The following is a 23400-nucleotide window of genomic DNA, read 5'->3' as shown; positions in this document are numbered from 1 at the left end:
ATCCGTTTCACATTGCTCGCTTGGATGTTGAAACGGATTTTTGTTAAGATTAGCATGGAGTTATGACAAGTTCTTCACAGAAACATAGAAGGGGTTGAGGTTGTCTTATGTCAGAACATACAAACCGGATCCTGGTCGTGGACGACGAGGAACGGATCCGCCGCCTGCTGAAAATGTATTTGGAGAAGGAGGGCTATGAAGTCGAGGAGGCCGAGGACGGCGAAACCGCGCTCCGTAAAGCTTCCAATCAGGATTATGGCCTGATCATGCTGGACTTGATGCTGCCCGGCATGGACGGCATCGAGGTGTGCAACCGGCTGCGCCAGCTCAAATCGACGCCGGTGCTGATGCTGACCGCCAAGGGCGAGGAGATCAACCGGGTTCAAGGCTTTGAAGTCGGCGCGGACGATTACGTCGTGAAACCCTTCAGCCCGAGGGAAGTCATTTACCGGGTAAAAGCGATTTTGCGGCGCTCTTCGGCAACGGCGTATCTGTCGAAGGAAACGAATTCGAGCAACAACATCGTGTTCCCGCATCTTGTGATTGAGCACGATGCCCACCGGGTGACAGCGAACGGACAAGAGGTCAGCTTGACGCCTAAGGAATACGAGCTGCTGCATTACCTGGCGGTCTCGCCGGACAAGGTTTTTTCCCGGGAAGAATTGCTGAAGGATGTATGGAACTATGAATTTTTCGGCGACCTGCGGACGGTCGACACGCACGTAAAGCGCCTGCGGGAGAAGCTGAACAAGGTATCACCGGAGTCGGCGGCGATGATCACCACCGTCTGGGGCGTAGGCTACAAGCTCGAGGTACCGAAATAACATGAATTTCTGGACCTCTCTTGTCGGGAAGCTCTGGGCGACCATCATCTGCCTGGTAGCATGCATCCTGATTATTCTCGGGTTATTTCTGCTTCCATACATCGATATGAATTATTCGAACTCCGGGGACATCAAGCGGCTGTTTACGTACACGGCGATCATCGGGTTTTCAATGACGACCTTCTTTGCGCTGTTTCTGCTGACGAAGATTACGCAGCCGATGCAGCAGATGATTCAGGCTACCGAAGCGATCCGTAAAGGCGAGTACAACACGCGCCTGTCGATCAATACGAGCGACGAGATCGGGAAGCTGGCGAACACGTTCAATCATATGGCGGCTGAGCTGGAAGACAACATCCGCAACTTGAACCAGGAAAAGGAGCATTTGGCGAGCGTCCTCCGAAGTATGAGCGACGGGGTCATTACGTTCGATACTTCAGGCAAGGTGATCTTGACGAATCCACCGGGACAGAAGCTGATCACCCAATGGAAGGATATCCACTGGAACTTGGACCAGGAGGACGCCGAAGGGGAGGAAGAACAGCAGGTACCCGAGCCTTTGCTGGACCTGTTCGACAATATGCTGGAGGGCAGCGGCGACACGAGCACGAATCTTCACGTCAAGCAGGGCGTCTGGTCGGTTCATATGGCGCCTCTGTATTCGGACAACGACATCCGCGGGGCGGTTGCGGTGCTCCGCAACGTAACCGAGGAAGTGCAGCTGGAGAAAATGCGCCAGGACTTCGTTGCCAACGTGTCGCATGAGATCCGTACGCCGCTGTCCATGATGCAGGGATACAGCGAAGCGCTGCTGGATGGCATGGCGACGTCGCCGGAGGAGAGCCAGGAACTGATTCAGGTCATTCATGACGAATCCCTTCGCATGGGGCGGCTGGTTAAGGATCTGCTTGACATGGCGCGGATGGAAGCGGGGCATGTCGACATGGCCAAAAAGCAGCTTGACCTCAACGAGCTGCTCGAGCGCGTATACCGCAAGTTTACGGTACGGGCCAAGGAGCGGAATATCGAGCTTCTTTATGACCGCAAGACAGAGGATATGGTGCTTGAGGAGGCCGACGAAGACCGTTTGGAGCAGGTGATGACCAACCTGCTGGACAATGCGTTCAGGCACACGCCTGAAGAGAAGAAGATCAGCATCCTTGCCGACCGTGTCCTGTCGGACAACAAGCCGATGATCCGAATCGTGGTGAAGGACGAGGGCGTAGGCATTCCGCCGGAGGATCTGCCGTTCGTGTTTGAACGGTTTTACAAGGCGGACAAGGCACGGGTACGCGGGGAATCGGTCGGAACGGGTCTTGGGCTAGCCATTGTTAAGAACATCGTAGAATCGCACCAGGGCAGCATTCAGGTGGACAGCATCCTGGGCGAAGGAACGGCCTTTACGATGCTGCTGCCTGTCGAAAGCCGTAAATAATGGAAAAAGAACAGGAAACACCTCTGACGGGGTGTTTTTTTGTTGAAGAAAAAAGATTAATCTTGTTCAACGTGGAACATCAGCTTATTTTCCCCACCAACAAAAAACAGCGTAAGCCAGGCTCACTTGAACCTGCTTACGCTGTTCTTAATAAAGTATGGACCGATTAGGAAAGGACGATTTCGACGGCACTGTTGAGTTCTGGAATCGTCGTCAGCTCATTCAGCACTTCTTTCTGCACGCCTTTGTCGACGGTCAGAATCATGATGGCTTCGCCGCCGATTATTTTCCGGCCGACCTGCATCGAAGCGATGTTAACGTCGTTCTTGCCGAGCAGCGTTCCGACTTGGCCGATAATACCCGGTTTGTCGTTATGGGAAATCAGGATTTGATGACCCTCCGGAGCGATATCGACAGGGAACTTGTTCAGCTGCACGATCCGCTCGCCATAGCCGTTAAGCAGGGTGCCCGCTACCAGACGCTCTTCGTTTTCGGAGGTTTTGAGGGTAACGGTAAGCAGGTTCGTAAAGCCTTTGGATTTAGGAGCAGTGGATACGGCCACGTTGACTTCACGGTTTTTGGCGAGATGCATGCAGTTGACAATATTGACTTCACTGCCAAGGTGGTGGGCAAGCACGCCTTTGACGATATAGCGAGTCAGCGGAAGGGTGTCGATGTCGGACAAATCTCCCGCATAGTCCACATGAATTTCATGGATCGCCTGGTTTTTCGTAATTTGGGCGGCAAAGCTGCCCAGTTTCTCCCCGAGCGAGAAGTAAGGTTGCAGACGGCTCATGATGCTCGGTGCCACCGGCGGCATGTTGACGGCGTTCTTGAACGGCTCGTCGCGCAGAATATGCAGCACTTCTTCGGACACGTCAATGGCTACGTTCTCCTGAGCTTCGATGGTGGAAGCGCCGAGGTGAGGCGTAACGATAATCTTCGGATGGTTCAGGAACGGATGGTCCTGCTGCGGCGGTTCCGATTCAAACACGTCGAATGCGGCGCCGGCAACGATGCCTTCATCGATCGCTTCAACCAGGGCCATCTCGTCAATGACGCCACCGCGGGCGCAGTTGATGATGCGCATACCCTTTTTCATCACTTCAAATTGCGGACGGGAAATCATATGACGGGTCTCCGGCGTAAGCGGCGTATGCACTGTCATAAAATCGGCATTCCGGATAATATCGTCCACCGTTGCCAGCTTCACTTCGAGCTTCTCGGCGCGTTCCTGGGTCAGGAACGGGTCGAATGCCAGAATGTTCATGCCGAACGCTTTTGCACGTTTGGCCACCTCGCTGCCGATCCGTCCCATACCCAGTACGCCGAGCGTTTTGTTGCGAAGCTCGACGCCAACGAACGATTTGCGGTCCCAGGTTCCGCCGATCGTTTTGGCATAAGCTTGTGGGATGTGACGGGCCAGTGCCATCATCATCGCAAAGGTATGCTCGCAGGTTGTTATCGTATTGCCGTCAGGGGCATTAATAACGATGATGCCGCGTTGGGTTGCCGCTTCGAGGTCGATGTTGTCCACGCCGACACCGGCGCGGCCGACGACTTTCAGGCGGGTTCCCGCGGCCATAATTTTTTCGGTAACACGCGTTTGGCTGCGAACGAGAAGGGCGTCATAATCCCCGATGATCGCCGCAAGCTCGTCTTCGGAGAGCCCTGTATTTTTCTCTACCGTGACATCAGGTGCATCGACTAACTGCTGGATTCCGAGATCGCTGATCGGATCCGATACTAACACTTTAAACATTGGTTTCCATCCTCCTTAAATATCTAGAACGCTTATATATAAGGACATGTCCGATAGGAACATATCCGTGAAGCCGAAAGTGGAGCCGCTGAGCCTATGCGAGGCAATCAGGCGGACGCCTAAGTCCATTCCGTAAAGCAACGCGGTACTGTGCCAAAGGATGAACGTGCAGCTGGCCGGATTTTTCTCATTATTCTAAGTTGGACAACAAAAAAACTCCCGATCCGCATACTACTTCCGTAGTAAGGGACGAGAGTTATCGTGGTGCCACCCTAATTCACCGCCGTCTTTGCGAACGGCAGCCTCAAGGTCTTCCGATTGGAGACCTGATTGATAACGGAATCATCCGACTGCACCTACTGGATAGTTCAATGCAGTTGCTCTGGAACGCTAAAGATGACTTCTCTGTCACCGGTTTGCACCAACCACCGGCTCTCTGGAGACGATAAAGCCTCTTCTTTCCTTCATCGTGTTTCGCTCAATTAATTTTTCCATAATGTATCACGCGTCTATCAGACGTGTCAATAGGTAAAAGTGCTTCCCTTGAATGTTCTGCTCTTAATCTGCTATGATTCTAATGCTGGGAGGACTTTTTTAACAAAGTTAAATCATATATTTCGGGGGTCCCGCAGAACACAAACAGATGTTGGAGTAACACCTTCACGTTGTGGGATGTTTGCAACCACTCTAGTAACAGAAACTTAATAGACAGGCAGGCCTCATCATGAAAAAAAGGAAATGGAAATTACCCAAAATTCAGCAGGCTAAGCCTGAACAGCTGAATGACCGTCTACTTCTGATCAATCTGTATATCACCCAGGGCCTAACCTTATTGATCGGTCTCGTGTGGATTCTGCTGCAGCGAAGAAATCCGCTTGCCTTGTTTCAGCTTCAGCATCCCGGACAGGTTGCGGCATGGGGGCTTGGGCTGGCCGCCGTTATGTTTGCCGTCGATTTCCTCGTCTCCCGGATTACGCCGGAGGAAGTGATGGATGACGGCGGAATCAACAACATGCTGTTCCAGCGCCGTCCCGTATGGCATATTATAGTCATCTCCGCGGTCGTGGCGGTATGCGAGGAGCTGCTGTTCCGTGGAGCCGTACAGCATGCGTTCGGTCCGTATTGGACCAGTATATTATTTGCGGTCATTCACGTCCGGTATTTGAAGCACTGGATTCCAACCGGCTGGGTTTTTTTGAGCAGTTACGGCCTCGGATATATCTACATACATTCCGGAACACTGCTTGCCCCGGTCTTATGCCATTTTATGATTGATTGTGTATCCGGGCTAGTGATTCGATTTCGGAGGGAAGCATGAACAGCGAATTGAGCAGAGTTGAAACGTACAGAAAAAATCGGAAGAAGACCCCGGTAAAAAAGGCGCCTTCAGCCGGTGCCGGTAAACGGACTCCGCCCAAGTCCAAGGCAGCAGAGACGTCTTCAACACGGGCGGCCGGAACGCTGAGACGCGGAAAAACGGCAGGAAATGCAGGGAAGCGGCCGGCGGCCGCCAGAACTGCTGCAGCCGCTTCCGGCTCGGCGGCAGCCCCGCAGTCCCGTCGGAGTAACCGGACTGCCGGAAAAAGGGAGACGGAAGGCGAATCCGCCGTTCCGGCAAGAGCGGACACTTACGGTTCCCGGCGAATCAAGATCAGTAAATATTTTACGAACTCTTTAATCTTTTTATTTATCGGTTTAACGGCATTTCTTGTTTATTGGGGAATTAAGGGCGCCCCCCCGCTGGAGGATCTATGGTAGCCCCCTGGCTCGTCTGGGCGGGGGCAGGCGTTGCGGCTGCGGCTGCGGCGCTTTACGCCAGGATGTCGTATGAGGCGAGGCTGGAGCTGGTTCACCAGGACGACGTGAGGCTGGAGAGGCTGCCAAAGCCCTTTGACGGCTGCAAGCTCCTGTTCATATCGGATCTGCATAGCAGAAGGCTGACGGGGAAGACGATTCGGCAGCTGGCCGGAACGGTTGATTGGGTGATCCTTGGCGGGGATATTATGGAACGGAATGTACCGCTGAGCCAGGTGGAGCACAACTTAAGGCTGTTCGCCGAGATCGCCCCGGTGTATGCCGTATACGGCAACCATGATTATAAGGCCGATCCCGAAGGTTTGGAAAAGCTGATGAACGCATGCGGAGTCACTTTGCTGCGCGATGAGAACGTTCCTCTGCTGCGAAACGGCGCACGCATCTGGTTAACCGGTGTTGATTATCCGCGGTACAAACGAAACGATTATCCTCCGGTTCCACAGCTGCCTGTCCGTGATGCCGGTGCGGAATGCCGCATCCTAGCCGTTCATGACCCGGCCTGGCTGCAGAAGCAGAAGACGATCCAGGCGGACCTTGTGCTTGCCGGCCATACCCATGGCGGACAAATTACGCTGCCTTGGCTCGGACCGGTCCGGCTGAATCAATTTTACCGCAAGTATGCTTCGGGATGGTTTGAATGGGAGCAGCCGGAAGCGGAGGTCCGCCGGCCGCTCATGCTGATCAGCCGCGGTTTCGGCACAAGACGCGTTCCGCTACGCCTGTGCTGCCCTGCAGAAATGCATGTCCTTACGCTAAGGACAGATCCCATAGAAAAACACAGATAAACGAGTAAAAGCAGCCGATTGCCGGCTGCTTTTTTGTGCATTGCATGATCCCTTACTTGATTTGAGTATCAATGCTTTCGGGATCTACAAAGGTGTAGCCTTTGCTTTCCAGTTTGGTAAGGAGCGTATCCAGCGCTTCGACGGTCCACGGAAGCTCATGCATTAAAATGTTGCTACCGCTGTGCAGCTGGTCCAGCACGTTCGAGACAACCTTGTCGGCATTGCCGCTGCTTTTGGAGCTCATCGTCCAATCGAGCGAGCCGTTGGACCAGGTCATGTACAGGAGACCGTTCTCCTTGGCGATTTTCTTGCCGGTATCGCCGCCAGCCCCATTGGGGGGACGGAAAAATACAGGCGCTTTGCCAACGGTAGCCTTGACGATCTGCTGCGTATCCTCGATTTGTCTGCGTACTTCCGCTTCGGGCTTATCTTTGAGGATGATGTGATCCCAGCTGTGGTTGCCGATGGTCTGCCCGCGGTCCGCTATTAATTTCAACAGCTCAGGATGCTGCTTGACGCGGTATCCATTGACAAAAAATATCGCCTTGGCGTGATGCTTGTCCAGCGTATCGATCAACCCGTTGATCATCTCGGCCTTTTTAGGGCCGTCGTCGAAGGTCAGCAGTACGACTTTTTTCGAAACCCCATCAACACTCGGAACGATATCGTAAGCTTTATTCATGCGATACTGCACCTTTACCGCTTTTGTACCCGACTGCTGATCCTTGGCATCCGGCTTGGATGCGCTGCCTTGATTCGTTTGATCCTGTTTCGATCGATCTTGGGTTGTTTCCGGAGAATTTTCTGATCCCGTTCCCCCGGGTTGAACGCCGGACGTCCCGTTTGTTGTGGTGCTGCCTGAATTGTTTGTTTGTACTTCGCTTGTTTGAGCCGGAGGGACCGCCTTTTGGTCTTTTTGTCCCTCGTTTCCGCAGGCGCTAAGGATGAGCAGTGAGCATAGAGCCAGCGCCGCCGTAATTTTAACCATGATTTCATCTCGCTTTCCTGAATTTATGCCGCATGAGCAGGACCATATTCGCTCAAAATATATTCGACTTCATCCCATAAGGAGGTTGTACCTAAATGAACACTTCTGCTTTTATTGGCGGTATTTTGGTTGGTGCTGCTGCAACGACACTGTTGTCCAGAAACCGGGGACGCATGATTTCGTCCGTCATGGGCGGCAATGCCAAGGACAAAATGCTGGACATGGCGAACATCGGCATGGGCTCGTCGCATCGTCACGACGCTCATGGTTCTCACAACGATTCGTATTCCAAGGGATCGAGCGTCACCCAGATTAAAGATTTTATCCGCACCAATCCGGATGTCAAGCGGGAAGTGGACATGATTCTGAAAGAGACAAATACGGTGATACCTGGATTGTAAACGCGTCAAACCCATTAGAATCATTTAAAGGGCGGTTATCCGCTCCAAATGATTCTTTTTTTGTCCATTTTACAGCGTGCATTTATGGTTATATAATGATAACATACTTACATAGAACTATTTTCAGCACATATTATGGGAGACATCATAATTTGTTATAACAATGCTTACAAGGAGGATCCTGTCATGAAAATAGAACGCTTAAGCTCAGATAAGATACGGATTTTCCTTACGTTTGACGACCTGAGTGAACGGGGCATCCAGAAGGAAGACATGTGGCAAGAAATCCCGAAGGTGCACGAGCTGTTTACCGAAATGATGGATCAGGCCTATAACGAACTGGGCTTTGATGCAACGGGACCGCTCGCCGTGGAAGTGTTTGCCCTTCCTGCTCAAGGAATGGTCGTCATCGTGACCCGGGGGAAATACGATCATCATCAGTACAGTCAACTGGGTGAAGATGAACTCCCTGAAGAAGTTTACGAAATGGAAGTCACGCTTGAACAAAGCGACTCCATCGTGTATGCTTTTAACGACTTCGAAGTGCTGATCGAAGCTGCACACGTACTTCAACGACATATCACCGAAGCCGGGCGGCTTTATCATTATAGAGATAAATGGGTTCTGTACATGGACCCAGAAGAAATCGACGCTAATCAGCTTCCTTCGCTGATCGCGGTTCTTGCCGAGTTCGGAGAAGCTGCATCCTATACGGAAGCCGTACTTGAGGAATACGGCAAAGTCGTCATTGCCGAGAATGCGATTGACGTCATTTGCACACATTTCAAGCGCCAGGATTAACACCGTTATCCTGATTGAGACATCCCATGAGGATTCATCTTCATGGGATGAACTTTGCTTTGAAGCTGGAGTTACATTCGACAGGGCCGCTAAGGTCACTGCCAGGAAGTGGAGGGATTAAGAACGGTGCTTTTGTTTTCGGTTATTGCGTCGGCATTGGCGCCGGGTCTTGCCCTACTGACCTATTTTTATTTAAAGGACAGATACGATCAGGAACCGCTGCTTATGGTGATCAAGGTGTTTCTGCTTGGTTTTATGATCGTGGTTCCGGTCATGATCATCCAGCGGGGCCTTACAACGGGGCTCGGCGGCAATCCGTATCTGGATTCTTTTGTCATATCGGCGTTTGTTGAGGAATTTTTGAAATGGTTCGTGCTGTTTCACATGATATACAACCATACGGAGTTTGACGAGCCGTACGACGGAATCGTGTATGCCGTAGCGATTTCTCTGGGCTTCGCGACCGTGGAGAATGTGATGTATGCCTGGTACAGCCACGCATCCTTCGGGGCGATGTTCCTGCGGGCGCTGCTTCCGGTATCGGGGCATGCCATGTTCGGGGTAATGATGGGTTATTACCTCGGAAGAGCGAGGTTTTCGACCGGAGCCAAGGCCAAGCGTTTCCTGGTCTATTCGATGATCATCCCGTGGTTCTGGCACGGGGTCTATGACTTTATTCTAAGCACGATGACGCATTATTGGATCTGGTTTATCGTCCCGCTGATGGCTTTTTTATGGTACGGAGGGATGGGCAAGGTATACCGGGCCAACAACCGCTCCCCGTTCCGTTTCCTGAAGCGGGAGGAAGAGGTTAATACGTAATTAAATTGGGCACACTTTATCCTAAGAAGTTACAATCCGCATTCGGATACAATCTTTTTAGGATGGAGGTGTCCTTTTTTGCGTGTCAAAGTAAAAATCGTCTGCAGGCAATGCGGGGAACGCTACGTGCTGCGCGGCAAAAAAGAACGCGGGAAGATCGAAACCGGCTTCAAGCAGTGCCTGTGCAACAACCAAAGCCAGTTCGATATCGAAGAAGACCCGTTTTGAACCGATACCTGGGAAACGATGCATAAGACTCCTTTCTTCTAGTCAAACTAACACCAGCTTTAAGTTGATGAAAGGAGACTTCACATGTACAAGCGATTAAGCGCTGTTTTATTTCCCATAGTCACCCTGTTTATGATCGGAGCGTTTGTGTGGGGGTACCAAGAGAACCAGGAGAAGAACGCCGTGCTGATCAAGGCGGAAAACCAGTATCAGCGGGCTTTTCATGACCTGTCCTATCATATGGACCGCCTGCACAGCGAGCTTGGCAATACGCTGGCCGTAAGCTCGGCTTCCAATGCGATGCACCGGAAAGGGCTGGTCAACGTGTGGCGGCTGACAAGCGAAGCGCAGAACGAAATTAACCAGCTTCCGCTCACCATGCTGCCGTTTAACAAAACCGAAGAGTTTCTGTCCAAAATATCGAAGTTTTCCTACCAGACCTCCATGCGGAATTTGGAGAAAGAGCCGCTGTCAAATGAGGAGATCAAAAACCTGAAGGCGCTCTACGCCAACTCCGGACAAATCACCAAGGATCTCCAGGACGTGCAGTCCAAGGTGATCAGCAACCGGCTGCGCTGGATGGACGTGGAAAGCGCGATGGCCACGGAAGACAAGAAGCTGGACAACACCATTATCGACGGCTTCAAAACGGTAGACAAAAGGGTCGGCGAATACCCGGAATTGAACTGGGGTCCGTCGGTATCCAGCATCTATGACAAGCGGTCGGTGAAAAAGCTGTCGGCACAGCCGGTATCTCCCGACGATATTAAGCGCAAAGCAGCCGAGTTTGCCGGCGCGGGAGGTGGCCAGTCCAACGTTCAAGTAACCGAAAACGGGAAAGGAACCGAATGGGCGTCGTACACCGCCACCGTCAGCTCCAACAACCGGCCTGCTCCGCTGTCGCTGAACTTCACCCGTCAAGGCGGCCACTTGATTGCCTTTTCCGATAACCGTGAGGTCGGACCGAAGGCGGTTACGATGGAAGAAGCCCGCAAGAAGGCCGATCAGTTTCTGCAAAGCAAAGGCTATAAGGATATGACGGCCGTTACAGCAGACCAGTATGATAATATGGGCAACTTCACATATGTGCGCAAGCAGGACGGCGTACTGGTGTACCCGGAAAAAATGACGGTTCGGGTCGGGCTCGATAACGGCGAGGTGACCGGGTTCCAGGCCAGCGATCTCGTTTACGAGCAATCCCAGGCGCGTAAAATTCCAAAACCGAAGCTTACCTTGAGTCAGGCGCGGAAGAAGCTGAATCCCGAGTTTAAGGAAAACTACAACCGGCTGGCGCTGATCAAGGACGATTCGGGCCAGGAAGCTCTCTGCTACGAATTCGGAGGCAACATTAACGGCTCCAGATACCGGATATACATGGATGCCAATGACGGCTCTGAACGAGTCGTAGAGGAGCTCAAGGATTCGGATAAAAAAGCGGTGAAATAGGCAAAAAGTTGCAAGGATCAAGTGATGAGCAAAGCCTCTCGGATCAGCCGAGGGGCTTTTTGTATTGCGCAAAAACACTGATTACCTATGAACAAAGACATGGTATAATCAGGATAGAATGCTATTTTACAGGCTGGCGGTGAGTTTGTTGTTTCCTAAAATCAGCGATCAATTGTTTATCTCCGTGGATTCCGGAGACCAGAAAGAAGCGGGGATGGAGTACAAGTCCCGCATCACGGATCTGGAGGACGAGTCCATTCTAATGGAGGTGCCCATCCAGGAAAAGACCGGGCTGCTGAAGCGGCTGCACATGGGTGATGAGCTTTCGGTGTATTTTTTGACCGACGGCGGCGTTAAAAATTTTTTCAATACTTACGTGCTCGGCTTCAAGGAAGACGTCGTACGCATGGTGCGGATCCGCAGGCCTGAGCCCGAGTCGATCGGCAAAGTCCAGCGCCGAAGCTTTTTGCGCGTCAATGCCGGATTGGAGGTGGCGGTCCAGACTGAACACAATATCCGCTTCGTCACGCGTACAGAAGATGTCGGCGGGGGCGGCATTTCTTTTTATAGCGACGCCGACAAGGCGATCCGTGAAGGGGACATGGTGTCCTGCTGGGTGCTCGTACCGTATAAGAACGGAAACCTGGAGCATGTTCCGTTTAAAGGCAGCGTCGTCCGGATCCAGCAGCTCGACAACGGCCGGAAAATCGTGATGCTAAAATTTGAAGCAATTACGGATATGGAACGGCAAAAGCTGATCCGGTACTGCTTCGAGCGCCAGTTTGATTTCCGGAACCGCTGAGAGATCGGGTGAGGGAATATTTTGCTTTGCCAAGGATACACTAGTAGGAAAATTCAGGGAGTGTATCTGATGGATGAACAGGATCGCGTTCGGCAGTATCTACGTCTGTTCGGGGAATGCTTTGATGTTTTGTCCAAATGGGTGAAAAGGGCTTTGATTGTGCTTGTCGTTATGCTGATCCTCATACAGGGGGCGCTTCATATCAAGCCGGTCAGACCTTACTTGTCCCCGGTGTACAAGCTTGACGGCATCCCTGTCAAAGAGCGGGATGTCAGGGATTGGAAAGAGTAAAATGGAGGGACGTTTTTGCATCGGAATAGGTTGTGTGGTATAATTTTCTCGACGCAGGCAATGCCTGCTTTTTTCTTGAGGCTTATGTTTGAGGAGGAATGCCCCTTTGGTTAGGCAGGGGACAGAGGATAACTTGAAAATCAACATTGCGATCGATGGACCTGCCGGGGCCGGCAAAAGCACGATTGCCCGCCTGGTGGCGAGAGCCCTCTCGTACATATACGTGGACACCGGAGCCATGTATCGGGCCGTAACGTGGTTTATGATGGAACAAGGAATTGGACCGGAATTTCCTGAAAAAGTGCTTCAACTCACCCAAAAGATGGTGATTGAATTAATACCCGGGGAAGACGGGCAGAAAGTTCTGGTCAACGGCGAAGATGTGACCCCTTACATCCGTTCTTTGCAGGTAAACGGGATGGTATCCCAATACTCGCAGATTGAAGGAGTAAGACGCCACCTCGTTGCGCTGCAGCAGCAGATGGCTCTGCACAAAGGCATAGTGATGGATGGACGAGATATCGGAACGACCGTGCTTCCCGATGCCGAAGTGAAGATTTTCATGACGGCAAGCGTCAAAGAGCGTGCTCTCCGCCGGTACAAGGAAATGAACGATGCGGAAGGATTGACACTTGAACAGCTTGAGAAGGATATCGAAAGACGTGACCGTCTGGACGCAGAGCGCGAAATTTCGCCGCTTCGCTGCGCCGATGACGCCATTGTCCTGGATACGACTCACATGGATATACCTCAGGTTGTCGACACCATCGTTGATTACTGCAAAACGTACAGGGGTGGGGAGAAGAATTGAAGATTTACGTTTTTTGCCGGGATATCCTTAGGGCAATATTCACCTTGTTGTACCGCTTTGAAGCGGTCGGCACGGAGAATATCCCCAAAGAAGGCGGGGTGCTGCTCTGCTCCAATCACAAAAGTCTGCTCGATCCGATATCCGTCGGGATCAAGGTGAAGCGGCAGGTCAAGTTCATGGCCAAGGAAGAATTGTTCAAAGTTCCCGTACTGGGATGGCTGATTACCCAGTTCGGAGCGTTTCCCGTCAAGCGGGGGGGAGTCAGTAAAGAGTCCTTCAAGACCTCCATCTCCATTTTGCGCGGCGGTGAAATCATGGGCATCTTCCCGGTAGGCACGCGCTTCTCCGATACTGGCGCCGCCAAGAAAGGGGCCGCCATGTTTGCGCTCCGCGGCAATGCCGCCGTCGTGCCGGCCGCGATTATCGGCGATTACAAGATTTTCAGAAAAATGAAAATCGTGTATGGACAACCTATCGTCCTGGATGACCTGAAAAGCGGCGAGGTGGATGGCGATCCGCTCGAGCTGGTGACAGAACGTATCATGGACCGGATCCATGAAATGGAGAAGACCGGAAGACCTTCGGGGAATTAGCCGGGCGTGCATGAACACAAGCACTTATTGGAAACATATGATTCGTACTGCTTTATGATGTTTTGAACTCTGCGTCAGCAGGTTTGAATAAATGGGTTTTTTTGAATTGAGGAGGGTATTGACATGTCGGAAGAAACGAAAAATCAAGAAACTGCAGAAGCGGTAAACCAAGAGGAATTGGATCAATTCGTATCCTTGAAAAAAGGGGACACCGTGAAAGGCACGATCGTCAAACTGGAGGACAACCAAGCTTATGTAAGCATTGGATATAAATATGACGGCGTCATTCCGGTCCGTGAACTGTCTTCCGTACACCTTGACAACGCATCCGAAGCGGTGCAGGTTGGTCAGGAAGTGGAATGCAAGGTTGTCAGCATCGACGACGAGAAGGAAAGACTCGTTCTTTCCAAGCGCGCGATCGACAGCGAGAATGCTTGGGATGAGCTGGAGAAGCACTTCGAAGCTCAGGACGCTTTCGAAGTTACCGTAGCTGACGTGGTAAAAGGCGGTCTCGTCGCAGACGTAGGCGCACGCGGATTTATCCCGGCTTCCATGGTAGAGCGTCATTTCGTTGAAGACTTCAGCGACTATAAAGGCCGCACGCTGCGCGTGAAGGTAAAAGAGCTTGACCGTGAGAACAACAAAGTGATCCTGTCGCAAAAAGACGTTCTCGAAGAAGAGTTCGAAGCCAACAAGCTAAAAGTGATGGGTGAACTCCAAGAAGGACAAGAAATCGAAGGTACGGTGCAGCGTCTGACTCAATTTGGCGCCTTTGTTGACGTGGGCGGCGTTGACGGACTGGTTCACGTGTCCGAAATGGCTTGGCATCATGTTGACAAACCTTCCGATGTCGTGTCCGAAGGCGACCAAGTGAAGGTAAAAGTGCTCAAAGTTGATCCGGAAAAAGGCAAAATCAGCCTGAGCATCAAGGCTGCCCAGCCAGGACCATGGGAATCCGCAGCCGATAAGTTCCATACCGGCGACGTTGTAACAGGCGAAGTGAAGCGTCTTGTCACTTTCGGTGCTTTCGTTGAGCTGGCGCCAGGTGTCGAAGGACTTGTTCATATTTCGCAAATTTCCCATAAGCACATCGGCACACCGCATGAAGTGCTCAAAGAAGGCCAAGAAGTTCAAGTCAAAATCTTGGACATCAACACGGCTGAAAAGCGCGTAAGCCTGAGCATCAAGGAAACCGAGGAAGCTCCTGCGGCAGCTCCAAGACCGGAAAGAGCACCGAAGAGCAGCGCGCACAAGGATGATCTGAAAGACAACCCGAACGTATCGCTCAGCAACCAAGGCCTCAGCATTACACTCGGTGAACGTTTTGGAGACAAACTCAGCAAATTTAAATGATTTGGGCCTCCAAAATTGAAATCGGTGAACCCTTACACGGGTTTACCGATTTTTTTTTAGATAAGCAAGCGTACTGACTCGGGGCGAATTGGTTCGAGATGTTCGATCATGAAAGCCAAAGAATCGGCCATGCATGGTTCTGTGTATGCTTAGGAAAAATACAATTAACATCCGGCTATTCCTATGAAAGGTTAGCCAAAAGAAACGTTTTTTGCTATGATGATTATCGTAAGAATTGACAGGAGGAGTGACTATGGCAAGACCCGTAGTGGCAATCGTGGGCAGGCCTAATGTGGGGAAATCCACCATTTTTAACCGTTTGGTCGGGGACAGGCTGGCCATTGTAGAAGATAAGCCGGGCGTGACGCGTGACCGGATTTACAGCGTTGCCGAATGGAACGGCAAACCTTTCAGTGTCATTGACACGGGAGGTATTGAAATTGACGGTGACGATGTAATATTGAAATCGATCCGTATGCAGGCTGAGCTTGCTATCGAAGAAGCCGACGTCATCGTCTTTATGTGCGATGCCAAGAGCGGCGTAACCCAATCTGATGAAGAAGTAGCCCAGATGCTTTTCCGGTCCGGAAAACCGATCGTGCTGGCCGTAAACAAAGTGGACAATTTGCAGCGCAATGACGACATTTACGAGTTTTACAGCCTCGGTTTTGGGGACCCGATCGCGATATCCGGCAGTCACGGAACCGGGATCGGCGATCTTCTGGACGCTATTGTAGATATTTTGCCAGACCTGACGGATGACGAGTACGATGAGGACGTGATTCGGGTTGCACTGATCGGACGGCCGAATGTCGGCAAATCGTCGCTCGTGAATGCGATCCTTGGCGAAGAACGCGTCATTGTCAGCGATATTGCGGGAACGACCCGGGATGCCATTGACACTCCGTTTGAACGGGACGGGCAGCGTTACGTGCTGATCGATACCGCCGGTATGCGCAAACGCGGAAAAGTATACGAAACGACCGAGAAGTACAGCGTTATGCGGGCGATGCGCGCCATCGAAAGAGCGGATGTGGTGCTTGTCGTCATTAACGGCGAAGAAGGGATCATTGACCAGGATAAGCATATTGCTGGTTACGCTTACGAGGCCGGCAAAGCTTCTCTTTTTGTCGTCAATAAATGGGACGCCGTCGAGAAGGATGACAAGACGATGCACCAGTTTGAGAAAAAGATCCGCGATCACTTCCTGTTTATGACCTATGCGCCGGTTCTGTTTCTGTCCGCCAAAACGAAGCAGCGGCTGCACAAGCTTCTGCCGGTCGTTCAGCACGTCGCCGAGCAGCATTCGCTGCGGGTGCAGACGCATCTCTTGAATGACGTCGTATCCGACGCCGTGGCGATTAATCCGCCTCCGACGGACAAGGGGCGCCGTCTGCGCATCAACTATGCGACGCAGGTTGCGGTCAAGCCGCCGACGATGGTCATTTTCGTAAACGATCCGGAACTGATGCACTTCTCTTACGAGCGTTATTTGGAGAACAAGATCCGGTCTGCTTTTGATTTTGAAGGAACGCCTATACGCATCTTTACTCGGCGCAAATCGGATGAAAGTTAGGGGAGAATAGCTTGGTTCTACAGATCATCGCCATTATACTGAGTTACTTGCTCGGCTCCATCAGCTTCAGCGTCGTCCTTGCCAAGCTGCTGAAAGGGATCGACATCCGCCAGCACGGCAGCGGTAATGCAGGAGCGACGAATACGCTGCGCATACTGGGGAAGGGACCGGCCGTTCTGGTTCTGGCGCTGGACGTCCTCAAAGGAATCGCGGCGGTCTGGATCGGTGTGTGGATGGGCGGAGGCGAGGCATGGGTTCCCGCATTATGCGGCATCGGTGCGATCGTTGGGCATAACTGGCCGGTGTATTTTCACTTCCGTGGGGGCAAAGGCATCGCGACGACCATTGGCGTCATGGCGACACTGAGCTTTCTGCCAGCACTGTATGCCGGCATTATCGCCATTCTGCTGATCGTGGTTACACGGTACGTGTCGCTGGGATCGCTGGTGTTCGTGGCGCTTACGCCTGTATTTTTGCTCATTTTGGGTTATGCCTGGCCGATTTTTTGGACCAGTCTCATTATTTGTATATTTGCCTTCTGGAGACATCGGAGCAATATTGTGAAAATTCTTCAGGGCCGGGAAAATAAGATCGGATCCGGAGGGCCCAAAGGGGGTAAAGGGATTGTCAAATAAAGTGGCTGTATTGGTCGCGGGCAGCTGGGGAACGGCTTTGGCCAGCGTGCTGGCCGCAAACCATCCGGAGGTGGTGCTGTGGAGCCGAAATCCGGATCAGGTCAAGGAAATCAATGAGCAGCATACCAACAACCGCTATCTGCCGGACGCTCAGCTGCCGGTCAATCTGAAAGCGACAAGCGACATGGGGGAAGCGGTGTCGGGGGCGAAGGCCGTAGTTATCGTTGCCCCATCCAAAGCGATGCGGCAGGTGGCGCGGGACTTAAGCGCTCATTGGCAGAAGGATATGCTCGTGATCCATGCGACGAAAGGTTTTGAGACCGAAACGTTGAAGCGGATGTCCACGGTCATCGCTGAAGAGCTGGGCTGCGAAGAGGGAAGAATCGTAGTCATGTCCGGTCCAAGCCATGCGGAGGAGGTCGTCAAGAGGTGCCCGACCACCGTTGTGGTCGCATCACTGACCGAGAGCGAGGCGGTCGCCGCGCAGGACTTGTTTATGAATTCCGACTTCCGTGTATACACCAACCGGGATATGGTCGGGGTCGAGCTCGCGGGAGCGCTGAAGAACATCATTGCCCTCGGCGCGGGCATGTCGGATGGACTTGGCTTCGGGGACAACGCAAAAGCGGCGCTGCTGACGCGAGGTTTGGCTGAAATCACCCGGATCGGCGTGGAAATGGGAGCGAACCCGCTCACGTTCTCCGGCCTCGCGGGCGTCGGGGACCTGGTGGCCACGGCAACGAGCAGGCACAGCCGGAACTGGCGGGCAGGCTCCATGCTCGGTCAAGGCAAAAACCTCAATGAGGTGCTGGATTCGATGGGCATGGTGGTGGAAGGTGTCCGGACGACCCAAGCGGCGCATGACATCTCGAAAAAGTACGGCGTACAGATGCCGATAGCCGATCAGCTGTACCACGTGCTCTTTTTGAACCGGAATCCGCGCATTGCCGTCGAGGCGCTCATGGGCCGGGACCCGAAGACCGAAATGGAGACGATGAAGCTGGAAACGTGGGAGCAGTGGCACCGTTAATGCTTATTCACCTTTTTCCGCACTTCCTCATATATTAGGGTTGAGGAATGCCGGAGGAGGGGAGAAGACATTGAGCAAAAACATTTCTAGGGATGCGCTGAAGGCGATCAATAAGAAAACGGGCAAAAACATCTCTGAAAGTGCCGTCAAAAAACTGGCCAGCACGGTTAAGCCGTCGACCATGCAAAACGAGGCCCAGCTCCGTCAGCTGATTAAACAAGTATCCGCGATGGCCAACGTTCCCGTCAGCGAGGAAACCATCAAGGATATCATCAGCGCCGTGAAGAAAAGCGGGATGAATCCTGAAAACATGGAAGCGTTGATGAAAATGATGATGAAGAAATAATCATATAGGTCTGACGAAAAAAGAGCATGAAGTCTTTGGAGCCGGAGGCTGCAGGGCTTTTCGCTCTTTTTTTATATGTGTCAAATCGTCTGTGCCGTTCTGATGAGAGGAAGAAGTACGGGGACTGCTGACCGAGCCTTACTTTGTGGGCGCATTTTGCGAAATCGGACAAGTTTCGTGTTATAATACGGTTAATGATGGAACAGATTGGAGAGTTTTAGCGTATGGATCCAATGACAAAAATGTGGGTATCCCTGATCGCCATCTTGATTATGGGGCTATCCGTCTTTCTCATTACCTTCGCCCGAACCAAAACAAAGGGGGTTCTTCGGGGAGCCCTCTCTTTGGTCGCATTTGTCATTATGGTGGTCGGATTTTTGGGCGGCATGGCAGCATTAATGTAGCAAAGGAACGGTGGATAACGAACATGGAAGCAGCATTACAGCTAATTGGAAGAACAATCGAGAAAACCGTCGTGCCTGAACCGGGCAAAAGCATCCTTCAGCATGCGAAGGACAACAAAGTGGACTGGCAGCACCTCTGCACCCGCGGTACTTGTGCCCGCTGCCGTTGTCTGATTTCCGAGGGGGCGGAGCACCTGGAGGAACCGACGAAAGCGGAACATCTTCGCCTCGACCCGGAAGAGTTTGACGAAGGCTATCGTCTAGGATGCCAAGCCGTGGTCAAGACGGCGGGAAAAATCGTAGCCAGAAACAAAACGTATTTTTAAATGGACCGGAAGATTGGAGTGTGTGCCGTGCAGATCCCAGCCGAATTACAGCAAGCCCTGCATGACGCCTCTCATGCGCTGTCGCAAACCTCATCCTGCTGGTTAATTGGCGGAAGCTGCGGGCTTTTGCTGCAGGACGTGCATTTGGATAAACCGCCACGCGATATTGACATCTACGCCGATTCGGCCTCCGTATCGGAGCTTCATCATGCCCTCGCAGGGCGGGCGGTGGATCAGCCGGTCCTGAGCGTTACGGATCAATACCGGTCCGTGTTAAGCCATTATAAGTTGAGCCGGTACACGCTGGAACTGGTGGGAGGGTTCGAAGTTCAGGCGGAGGGTTCACATTATAAGGTTGAAATTAACCGGAGGCTAGTCCCTGCGGGCGTCCATGCGAAACTACACTCAATACGGGTTCCGCTGATGCCGCTCAGCCATGAGCTGCTGTTTAATGTGCTTCGGAACCGGGAGGACCGGTACACGGCGATTGCCGCTGCCATGCGGGCAGATTTGCAGGCCCATTTACCCCTCCTAGAGGATCTGCTCACGGATAATGCGTTCCAATCCGAGCACATTCAGATCATTTCCCAACTGCTCCATACCGAGTCGTTAGTACGATTTGCGGTAAATGGGCGGGATTCAGGCCATGCCGGGCGGGAACGCCAATGAACCATAAAGTTACGTTCCAGCCGTCAGGCAAAAGCGTTCTCGTCCGTGAAGGCATATCGCTGCTCCATGCGGCCAGGGATGCAGGTGTATACATACCCACGCGATGCGGGGGCAAAATGGGCTGTTTGATGTGCAAAGTTCAGGTTGACGCCGCCAGCGCCGGACAGCTCACCCCTCCCGCCGAGGCGGAGAAGCGCAAGCTCGGCTCCCTGATCCGCAGCGGCACCAGGCTGTCTTGTCAAGCTAGAGTGCGCGGGGCGGTGACGGTGACAGTCCCGGAAGACAAACTGAAGGCGGCGGTCCGCAAGCAGCTGGAAGCAGCAAGGAACCGTGACAGGGAGGACGACCTATGGTAGCTGCGGGCAGGACAAACACGTTACAGGCTGCTTGATGTATCAATCGGCTTTACTATATGCAAAGGGTGATATTTGTTGATGACATCGGCTTTGACCAACAAGATGATGAAGGGAGCCCGGAAGGCGGCGACGGCTGTCATGGTGCTGCTGTTGATCATGACCGCCACAGCCTGCATGTATCCGGATCAGAAGAGCGGTGAGACGAGGGTATCCTACCGTGAAAGCGTGAAGCGCATCCAGTCCGCGATGGACGATTTTCAAAAGGATCAGGGGATCCTGCCGATCATCAATGCGGATGAAACGACGCCGCGCTTTGAGAAGTTCCGCATCGACCTGGACCAGCTCCAAAAACGGGGCTACTTGGACGATATCCCAACAACCGCCTTTGAGAAAGGCGGAAGCGCATACTTCCTGGTCCAGAACGAAGAGACCGACCCGACCGTTAAGGTCATGGATCTCGTCACGGTGCAAAAGGTCAACGACGTGCAGCGGGCTGTCGATTTGTATAAGTCCAAGCATGATGGGCAGCTGCCGGCCGGCGAAGAAATTTATCCCGGAATCCATGTCGTTGACCCGGATCTGGCTGGCACAAACAATGTTGAGCTGAAGAGCGTATATTCGGGTCAGGACATGAGCTTTATCATGGATGCCAAGGGCGTGGTGTACGCGGATTATGCGTTTGATATTATGCAGCTGATTGACAAGGAAGGCGTGAAGCCTTCCAAAGACGAGGATTTACGAGATTACCTCATCAAGTCTTCCGATTATGTACCGGTGAAGTCGCTGCCGTACGAGTGGTCAGGGGATGCGCCAGTCGCCAAATCGGAGACAGGGGCGTGAAGCTGAACATACAGATTGGAAGAGAAAGGCCTGCTGGAAACAGCAGGTCTTTTTTTATGCGTATTGCTATGTTTTTCGGGATTCCCGCTAGCAAAACAGCATCAACAAGCGGATGAGCGGTTGTGCGCAGGTAGTTATGTTGTGCTGCATGCTTCATATACATATTTATTTCTGCCCCGGCATATATCTGAGAGGGATGACGAGGGGCATGCGAACGACGCAGGGATTATATGAATTTTATTCCGAATACCCGTCATATTGTTTTTAATAGGTACATACTATGATACTAGTCCAAATGCCTACGGAGTAACGCCGCTTTGCCGTTTCCCATCCTACCTGACTACCGGCGGCGGACTACTGACGACATTGTAAGGCTCCAATCCGTTGCAATGGCTCGAGGCTCCAGATGGAACACGAAGCGGATGCTCTTAAAGCATTTTTCCTTCGGAGTAAATGAGGAGGGGATCTCTTTTGGAAAAAGTGGACATTTTTAAAGACATTGCCGAACGAACTGGCGGGGACATTTACCTGGGTGTCGTCGGCGCCGTCCGCACAGGAAAGTCAACATTTATTAAACGGTTTATGGAAACAATTGTACTGCCGAACATTGCAAGCGAAGCAGACCGCGCCAGAGCAGTCGATGAGCTCCCGCAGAGCGCTGCCGGGAAGACGATTATGACCACCGAGCCGAAGTTTGTACCGAACAATGCGGTGCAGCTGAAGGTCACCGAAGGTCTGGAAGTGAACGTCCGCCTTGTGGACTGCGTAGGCTACGCGGTGGAAGGCGCCAAAGGCTATGAGGATGAAAACGGTCCGCGCATGATATCAACGCCATGGTTCGAGGAGCCGATCCCGTTCCAGGAGGCAGCCGAAATCGGGACGCGGAAAGTGATTCAGGAGCACTCCACGCTGGGCGTCGTGGTGACCACGGACGGCACGATTGCCGAAATTCCGCGCCACTCCTATGTGGAAGCCGAAGAACGCGTCATCGCCGAGCTGAAGGAAGTCGGCAAGCCGTTTGTGCTGGTCATCAACTCCACGAAGCCGCGGAGTGAAGAAACGCTGCAGCTGCGCAATGAGCTCGCCGAGAAATACGACATTCCGGTCATGGCGCTCAGTGCGGCGACAATGACGGAGGATGACGTCACCGGCGTCCTGCGCGAAGTGCTGTACGAATTCCCGGTGCACGAAGTCAACGTCAACCTGCCTAGCTGGGTTATGGTGCTGAACGAGAAGCACTGGCTGCGCAGCAACTATGAAAATTCCGTACGCGATACGGTCAAGGATATCCGCCGTTTGCGCGACGTGGACCGGGTGGTCACCCAGTTCATGGACTACGACTTCATCAACCGCGCGGCGCTCAGCGGCATGAATATGGGCCAAGGGGTAGCCGAGATCGACCTGTTCGCTCCGGATGAACTGTACGATCAAATCCTGATGGAAGTGGTCGGTGTGGAAATCCGCGGCAAGGACCACCTGCTGCAGCTGATGCAGGAATTCTCGCATGCCAAGCGGGAGTATGACCGGTTCGCCGAGGCGCTGGAGATGGTCAAGACGACCGGTTACGGCATCGCCGCTCCTTCGCTGGCCGAAATGTCGCTCGATGAGCCGGAGCTGATTCGCCAAGGATCCCGTTTCGGGGTACGCTTGAAGGCGACAGCGCCTTCGATCCATATGATCCGCGTCGATGTCGAGTCGGAATTCTCGCCGATCATCGGCACGGAGAAACAGTCCGAGGAACTCGTGCGCTATCTCATCCAGGACTTCGAAAACGATCCGATCAAGATCTGGGATTCAGACATTTTCGGCAGATCGCTGCACTCTATCGTACGGGAAGGCATTCAAGGCAAGATCGCCATGATGCCGGATAATGCGAGATATAAACTGCAGGAGACGCTCGGACGCATTATCAATGAAGGTTCTGGCGGATTGATCGCGATTATTTTGTAACCCATCGTCGTTAAGTAAAAGCCGTAGGCAGGCGCCCGCTTGCTTGCGGTTTTTTTTGTGCTTGAATGCAGAAATGGATACCTGCTGAAGATATTCCTATTTTATACATTA

28 protein-coding genes and 1 other annotated feature are annotated in these 23400 nt (G+C 52.5%); of the genes, 26 read left to right on the top strand and 2 right to left on the bottom strand.

From position 1 onward, the window contains the following. Positions 1-107: 107 nt before the first annotated feature. From GCU45_RS05290 to GCU45_RS33715, 3 genes are read left to right on the top strand one after another with little or no spacing between them, the layout of a single operon-like run. Entirely contained in the window at positions 108-824 is a 717-nt protein-coding gene (locus GCU45_RS05290; RefSeq protein ID WP_076170066.1) for a response regulator transcription factor, read from the top strand. Between the two features lies 1 nt (position 825). Further along, positions 826-2259, top strand: a complete 1434-nt coding sequence (locus tag GCU45_RS05285; protein WP_145131954.1) for an ATP-binding protein — start codon at positions 826-828, stop codon at positions 2257-2259. Continuing rightward, entirely contained in the window at positions 2259-2429 is a 171-nt protein-coding gene (locus tag GCU45_RS33715; RefSeq protein WP_167527086.1) for a hypothetical protein, read from the top strand. The genes GCU45_RS05285 and GCU45_RS33715 overlap by 1 nt, the downstream gene beginning before the upstream one ends. Here GCU45_RS33715 and serA read toward each other — a convergent pair. Then, positions 2426-4021 (bottom strand): phosphoglycerate dehydrogenase, encoded by a 1596-nt coding sequence (serA, locus tag GCU45_RS05280; protein ID WP_152398307.1) that lies wholly within the window; start codon positions 4019-4021, stop codon positions 2426-2428. The genes GCU45_RS33715 and serA overlap by 4 nt on opposite strands. A gap of 242 nt (positions 4022-4263) precedes the next feature. After that, positions 4264-4498: a binding site (T-box leader), on the bottom strand. A gap of 247 nt (positions 4499-4745) precedes the next feature. Here serA and GCU45_RS05275 point away from each other — a divergent pair. The 3 genes from GCU45_RS05275 to GCU45_RS05265 are packed head-to-tail and all read left to right on the top strand — an operon-like array spanning position 4746 to position 6621. Next, entirely contained in the window at positions 4746-5339 is a 594-nt protein-coding gene (locus tag GCU45_RS05275; protein WP_076170069.1) for a CPBP family intramembrane glutamic endopeptidase, read from the top strand. Continuing rightward, positions 5336-5779, top strand: a complete 444-nt coding sequence (locus tag GCU45_RS05270; RefSeq protein WP_145158455.1) for a hypothetical protein — start codon at positions 5336-5338, stop codon at positions 5777-5779. Before GCU45_RS05275 ends, GCU45_RS05270 begins: the two co-directional genes overlap by 4 nt. Next, a complete protein-coding gene (locus GCU45_RS05265) occupies positions 5773-6621 on the top strand; it encodes a metallophosphoesterase (protein ID WP_152398306.1) in 849 nt (282 codons plus the stop codon). The genes GCU45_RS05270 and GCU45_RS05265 overlap by 7 nt, the downstream gene beginning before the upstream one ends. Positions 6622-6673: 52 nt before the next feature. Here the strand turns inward: GCU45_RS05265 and GCU45_RS05260 are convergent, their stop codons facing one another. Then, complete coding sequence (locus tag GCU45_RS05260) at positions 6674-7609, bottom strand: polysaccharide deacetylase family protein (protein WP_152398305.1); 936 nt, start codon at positions 7607-7609, stop codon at positions 6674-6676. A 95-nt stretch (positions 7610-7704) separates the two neighbouring features. On the opposite strand from GCU45_RS05260, the gene GCU45_RS05255 reads away from it, so the two are divergent. The 20 genes from GCU45_RS05255 (at position 7705) to spoIVA (ending at position 23289) form a co-directional block, all read left to right on the top strand. Continuing rightward, entirely contained in the window at positions 7705-8010 is a 306-nt protein-coding gene (locus tag GCU45_RS05255; RefSeq protein ID WP_152398304.1) for a hypothetical protein, read from the top strand. Positions 8011-8196: 186 nt separating this feature from the next. Further along, on the top strand, positions 8197-8811 hold the full coding sequence (locus GCU45_RS05250; RefSeq protein ID WP_152398303.1) for a genetic competence negative regulator: 615 nt from the start codon (positions 8197-8199) through the stop codon (positions 8809-8811). Positions 8812-8937: 126 nt separating this feature from the next. Next, positions 8938-9633, top strand: a complete 696-nt coding sequence (prsW, locus tag GCU45_RS05245; protein ID WP_076170075.1) for a glutamic-type intramembrane protease PrsW — start codon at positions 8938-8940, stop codon at positions 9631-9633. Positions 9634-9711: 78 nt separating this feature from the next. Beyond that, on the top strand, positions 9712-9861 hold the full coding sequence (locus GCU45_RS33710; RefSeq protein ID WP_163879344.1) for a hypothetical protein: 150 nt from the start codon (positions 9712-9714) through the stop codon (positions 9859-9861). Positions 9862-9945: 84 nt separating this feature from the next. Next, a complete protein-coding gene (gene ypeB / locus GCU45_RS05240) occupies positions 9946-11307 on the top strand; it encodes a germination protein YpeB (protein ID WP_152398302.1) in 1362 nt (453 codons plus the stop codon). Positions 11308-11455: 148 nt separating this feature from the next. Next, positions 11456-12109 (top strand): flagellar brake protein, encoded by a 654-nt coding sequence (locus GCU45_RS05235; protein ID WP_208837102.1) that lies wholly within the window; start codon positions 11456-11458, stop codon positions 12107-12109. Between the two features lie 69 nt (positions 12110-12178). Next, on the top strand, positions 12179-12400 hold the full coding sequence (locus GCU45_RS05230; protein ID WP_145131968.1) for a hypothetical protein: 222 nt from the start codon (positions 12179-12181) through the stop codon (positions 12398-12400). A 106-nt stretch (positions 12401-12506) separates the two neighbouring features. Next, positions 12507-13211, top strand: coding sequence for a (d)CMP kinase (gene cmk, locus GCU45_RS05225; RefSeq protein ID WP_076170078.1), 705 nt, complete (start codon positions 12507-12509; stop codon positions 13209-13211). Continuing rightward, a complete protein-coding gene (locus GCU45_RS05220) occupies positions 13208-13804 on the top strand; it encodes a lysophospholipid acyltransferase family protein (protein WP_285855049.1) in 597 nt (198 codons plus the stop codon). Before cmk ends, GCU45_RS05220 begins: the two co-directional genes overlap by 4 nt. 123 nt (positions 13805-13927) lie before the next feature. Next, on the top strand, positions 13928-15157 hold the full coding sequence (rpsA, locus tag GCU45_RS05215; RefSeq protein WP_105444673.1) for a 30S ribosomal protein S1: 1230 nt from the start codon (positions 13928-13930) through the stop codon (positions 15155-15157). 253 nt (positions 15158-15410) lie between these two features. After that, entirely contained in the window at positions 15411-16733 is a 1323-nt protein-coding gene (gene der / locus GCU45_RS05210; RefSeq protein WP_105444674.1) for a ribosome biogenesis GTPase Der, read from the top strand. Between the two features lie 11 nt (positions 16734-16744). After that, a complete protein-coding gene (plsY, locus tag GCU45_RS05205) occupies positions 16745-17368 on the top strand; it encodes a glycerol-3-phosphate 1-O-acyltransferase PlsY (RefSeq protein ID WP_145947618.1) in 624 nt (207 codons plus the stop codon). Then, entirely contained in the window at positions 17358-18398 is a 1041-nt protein-coding gene (locus GCU45_RS05200) for an NAD(P)H-dependent glycerol-3-phosphate dehydrogenase (protein WP_152398300.1), read from the top strand. The genes plsY and GCU45_RS05200 overlap by 11 nt, the downstream gene beginning before the upstream one ends. Positions 18399-18468: 70 nt before the next feature. Then, the gene (locus tag GCU45_RS05195) at positions 18469-18744 is read left to right on the top strand and encodes a stage VI sporulation protein F (protein ID WP_076170083.1); all 276 of its coding nucleotides are present in this window, start codon (positions 18469-18471) and stop codon (positions 18742-18744) included. A gap of 224 nt (positions 18745-18968) precedes the next feature. Beyond that, the gene (locus GCU45_RS05190) at positions 18969-19148 is read left to right on the top strand and encodes a DUF2768 family protein (RefSeq protein WP_076170084.1); all 180 of its coding nucleotides are present in this window, start codon (positions 18969-18971) and stop codon (positions 19146-19148) included. Between the two features lie 23 nt (positions 19149-19171). After that, positions 19172-19474 carry a 2Fe-2S iron-sulfur cluster-binding protein gene (locus GCU45_RS05185; protein ID WP_089548059.1) on the top strand — a complete coding sequence of 101 codons (303 nt, stop codon included), beginning with the start codon at positions 19172-19174 and terminating at the stop codon, positions 19472-19474. Between the two features lie 27 nt (positions 19475-19501). Then, on the top strand, positions 19502-20143 hold the full coding sequence (locus tag GCU45_RS05180; RefSeq protein WP_208837101.1) for a nucleotidyltransferase family protein: 642 nt from the start codon (positions 19502-19504) through the stop codon (positions 20141-20143). After that, positions 20140-20499 carry a 2Fe-2S iron-sulfur cluster-binding protein gene (locus GCU45_RS05175; RefSeq protein WP_089548058.1) on the top strand — a complete coding sequence of 120 codons (360 nt, stop codon included), beginning with the start codon at positions 20140-20142 and terminating at the stop codon, positions 20497-20499. The genes GCU45_RS05180 and GCU45_RS05175 overlap by 4 nt, the downstream gene beginning before the upstream one ends. Positions 20500-20577: 78 nt before the next feature. Next, positions 20578-21339 (top strand): DUF3939 domain-containing protein, encoded by a 762-nt coding sequence (locus GCU45_RS05170; RefSeq protein WP_244364442.1) that lies wholly within the window; start codon positions 20578-20580, stop codon positions 21337-21339. A gap of 471 nt (positions 21340-21810) precedes the next feature. Beyond that, complete coding sequence (gene spoIVA / locus GCU45_RS05165) at positions 21811-23289, top strand: stage IV sporulation protein A (protein WP_152398299.1); 1479 nt, start codon at positions 21811-21813, stop codon at positions 23287-23289. Positions 23290-23400: the final 111 nt, after the last annotated feature.

Origin of the sequence: Paenibacillus cellulositrophicus (assembly GCF_009363095.1) — a bacterium.
In the GTDB taxonomy this organism is placed as follows: Bacteria; Bacillota; Bacilli; order Paenibacillales; family Paenibacillaceae; genus Paenibacillus_AQ; species Paenibacillus_AQ favisporus.
This window is presented reverse-complemented; position numbering and strand designations above follow the sequence as displayed.

Excerpts from the sequence above, each read along its gene's own strand:
- GCU45_RS05290 (WP_076170066.1), top strand. The coding sequence starts at position 108 with ATGTCAGAACATACAAACCGGATCCTGGTCGTGGACGACGAGGAACGG.
- GCU45_RS05285 (WP_145131954.1), top strand. The coding sequence starts at position 826 with ATGAATTTCTGGACCTCTCTTGTCGGGAAGCTCTGGGCGACCATCATC.
- GCU45_RS33715 (WP_167527086.1), top strand. The coding sequence starts at position 2,259 with ATGGAAAAAGAACAGGAAACACCTCTGACGGGGTGTTTTTTTGTTGAA.
- serA (WP_152398307.1), bottom strand. The coding sequence starts at position 4,021 with ATGTTTAAAGTGTTAGTATCGGATCCGATCAGCGATCTCGGAATCCAG.
- GCU45_RS05275 (WP_076170069.1), top strand. The coding sequence starts at position 4,746 with ATGAAAAAAAGGAAATGGAAATTACCCAAAATTCAGCAGGCTAAGCCT.
- GCU45_RS05270 (WP_145158455.1), top strand. The coding sequence starts at position 5,336 with ATGAACAGCGAATTGAGCAGAGTTGAAACGTACAGAAAAAATCGGAAG.
- GCU45_RS05265 (WP_152398306.1), top strand. The coding sequence starts at position 5,773 with ATGGTAGCCCCCTGGCTCGTCTGGGCGGGGGCAGGCGTTGCGGCTGCG.
- GCU45_RS05260 (WP_152398305.1), bottom strand. The coding sequence starts at position 7,609 with ATGGTTAAAATTACGGCGGCGCTGGCTCTATGCTCACTGCTCATCCTT.
- GCU45_RS05255 (WP_152398304.1), top strand. The coding sequence starts at position 7,705 with ATGAACACTTCTGCTTTTATTGGCGGTATTTTGGTTGGTGCTGCTGCA.
- GCU45_RS05250 (WP_152398303.1), top strand. The coding sequence starts at position 8,197 with ATGAAAATAGAACGCTTAAGCTCAGATAAGATACGGATTTTCCTTACG.
- ypeB (WP_152398302.1), top strand. The coding sequence starts at position 9,946 with ATGTACAAGCGATTAAGCGCTGTTTTATTTCCCATAGTCACCCTGTTT.
- GCU45_RS05230 (WP_145131968.1), top strand. The coding sequence starts at position 12,179 with ATGGATGAACAGGATCGCGTTCGGCAGTATCTACGTCTGTTCGGGGAA.
- rpsA (WP_105444673.1), top strand. The coding sequence starts at position 13,928 with ATGTCGGAAGAAACGAAAAATCAAGAAACTGCAGAAGCGGTAAACCAA.
- der (WP_105444674.1), top strand. The coding sequence starts at position 15,411 with ATGGCAAGACCCGTAGTGGCAATCGTGGGCAGGCCTAATGTGGGGAAA.
- GCU45_RS05190 (WP_076170084.1), top strand. The coding sequence starts at position 18,969 with ATGGATCCAATGACAAAAATGTGGGTATCCCTGATCGCCATCTTGATT.
- GCU45_RS05185 (WP_089548059.1), top strand. The coding sequence starts at position 19,172 with ATGGAAGCAGCATTACAGCTAATTGGAAGAACAATCGAGAAAACCGTC.
- GCU45_RS05175 (WP_089548058.1), top strand. The coding sequence starts at position 20,140 with ATGAACCATAAAGTTACGTTCCAGCCGTCAGGCAAAAGCGTTCTCGTC.
- GCU45_RS05170 (WP_244364442.1), top strand. The coding sequence starts at position 20,578 with ATGACATCGGCTTTGACCAACAAGATGATGAAGGGAGCCCGGAAGGCG.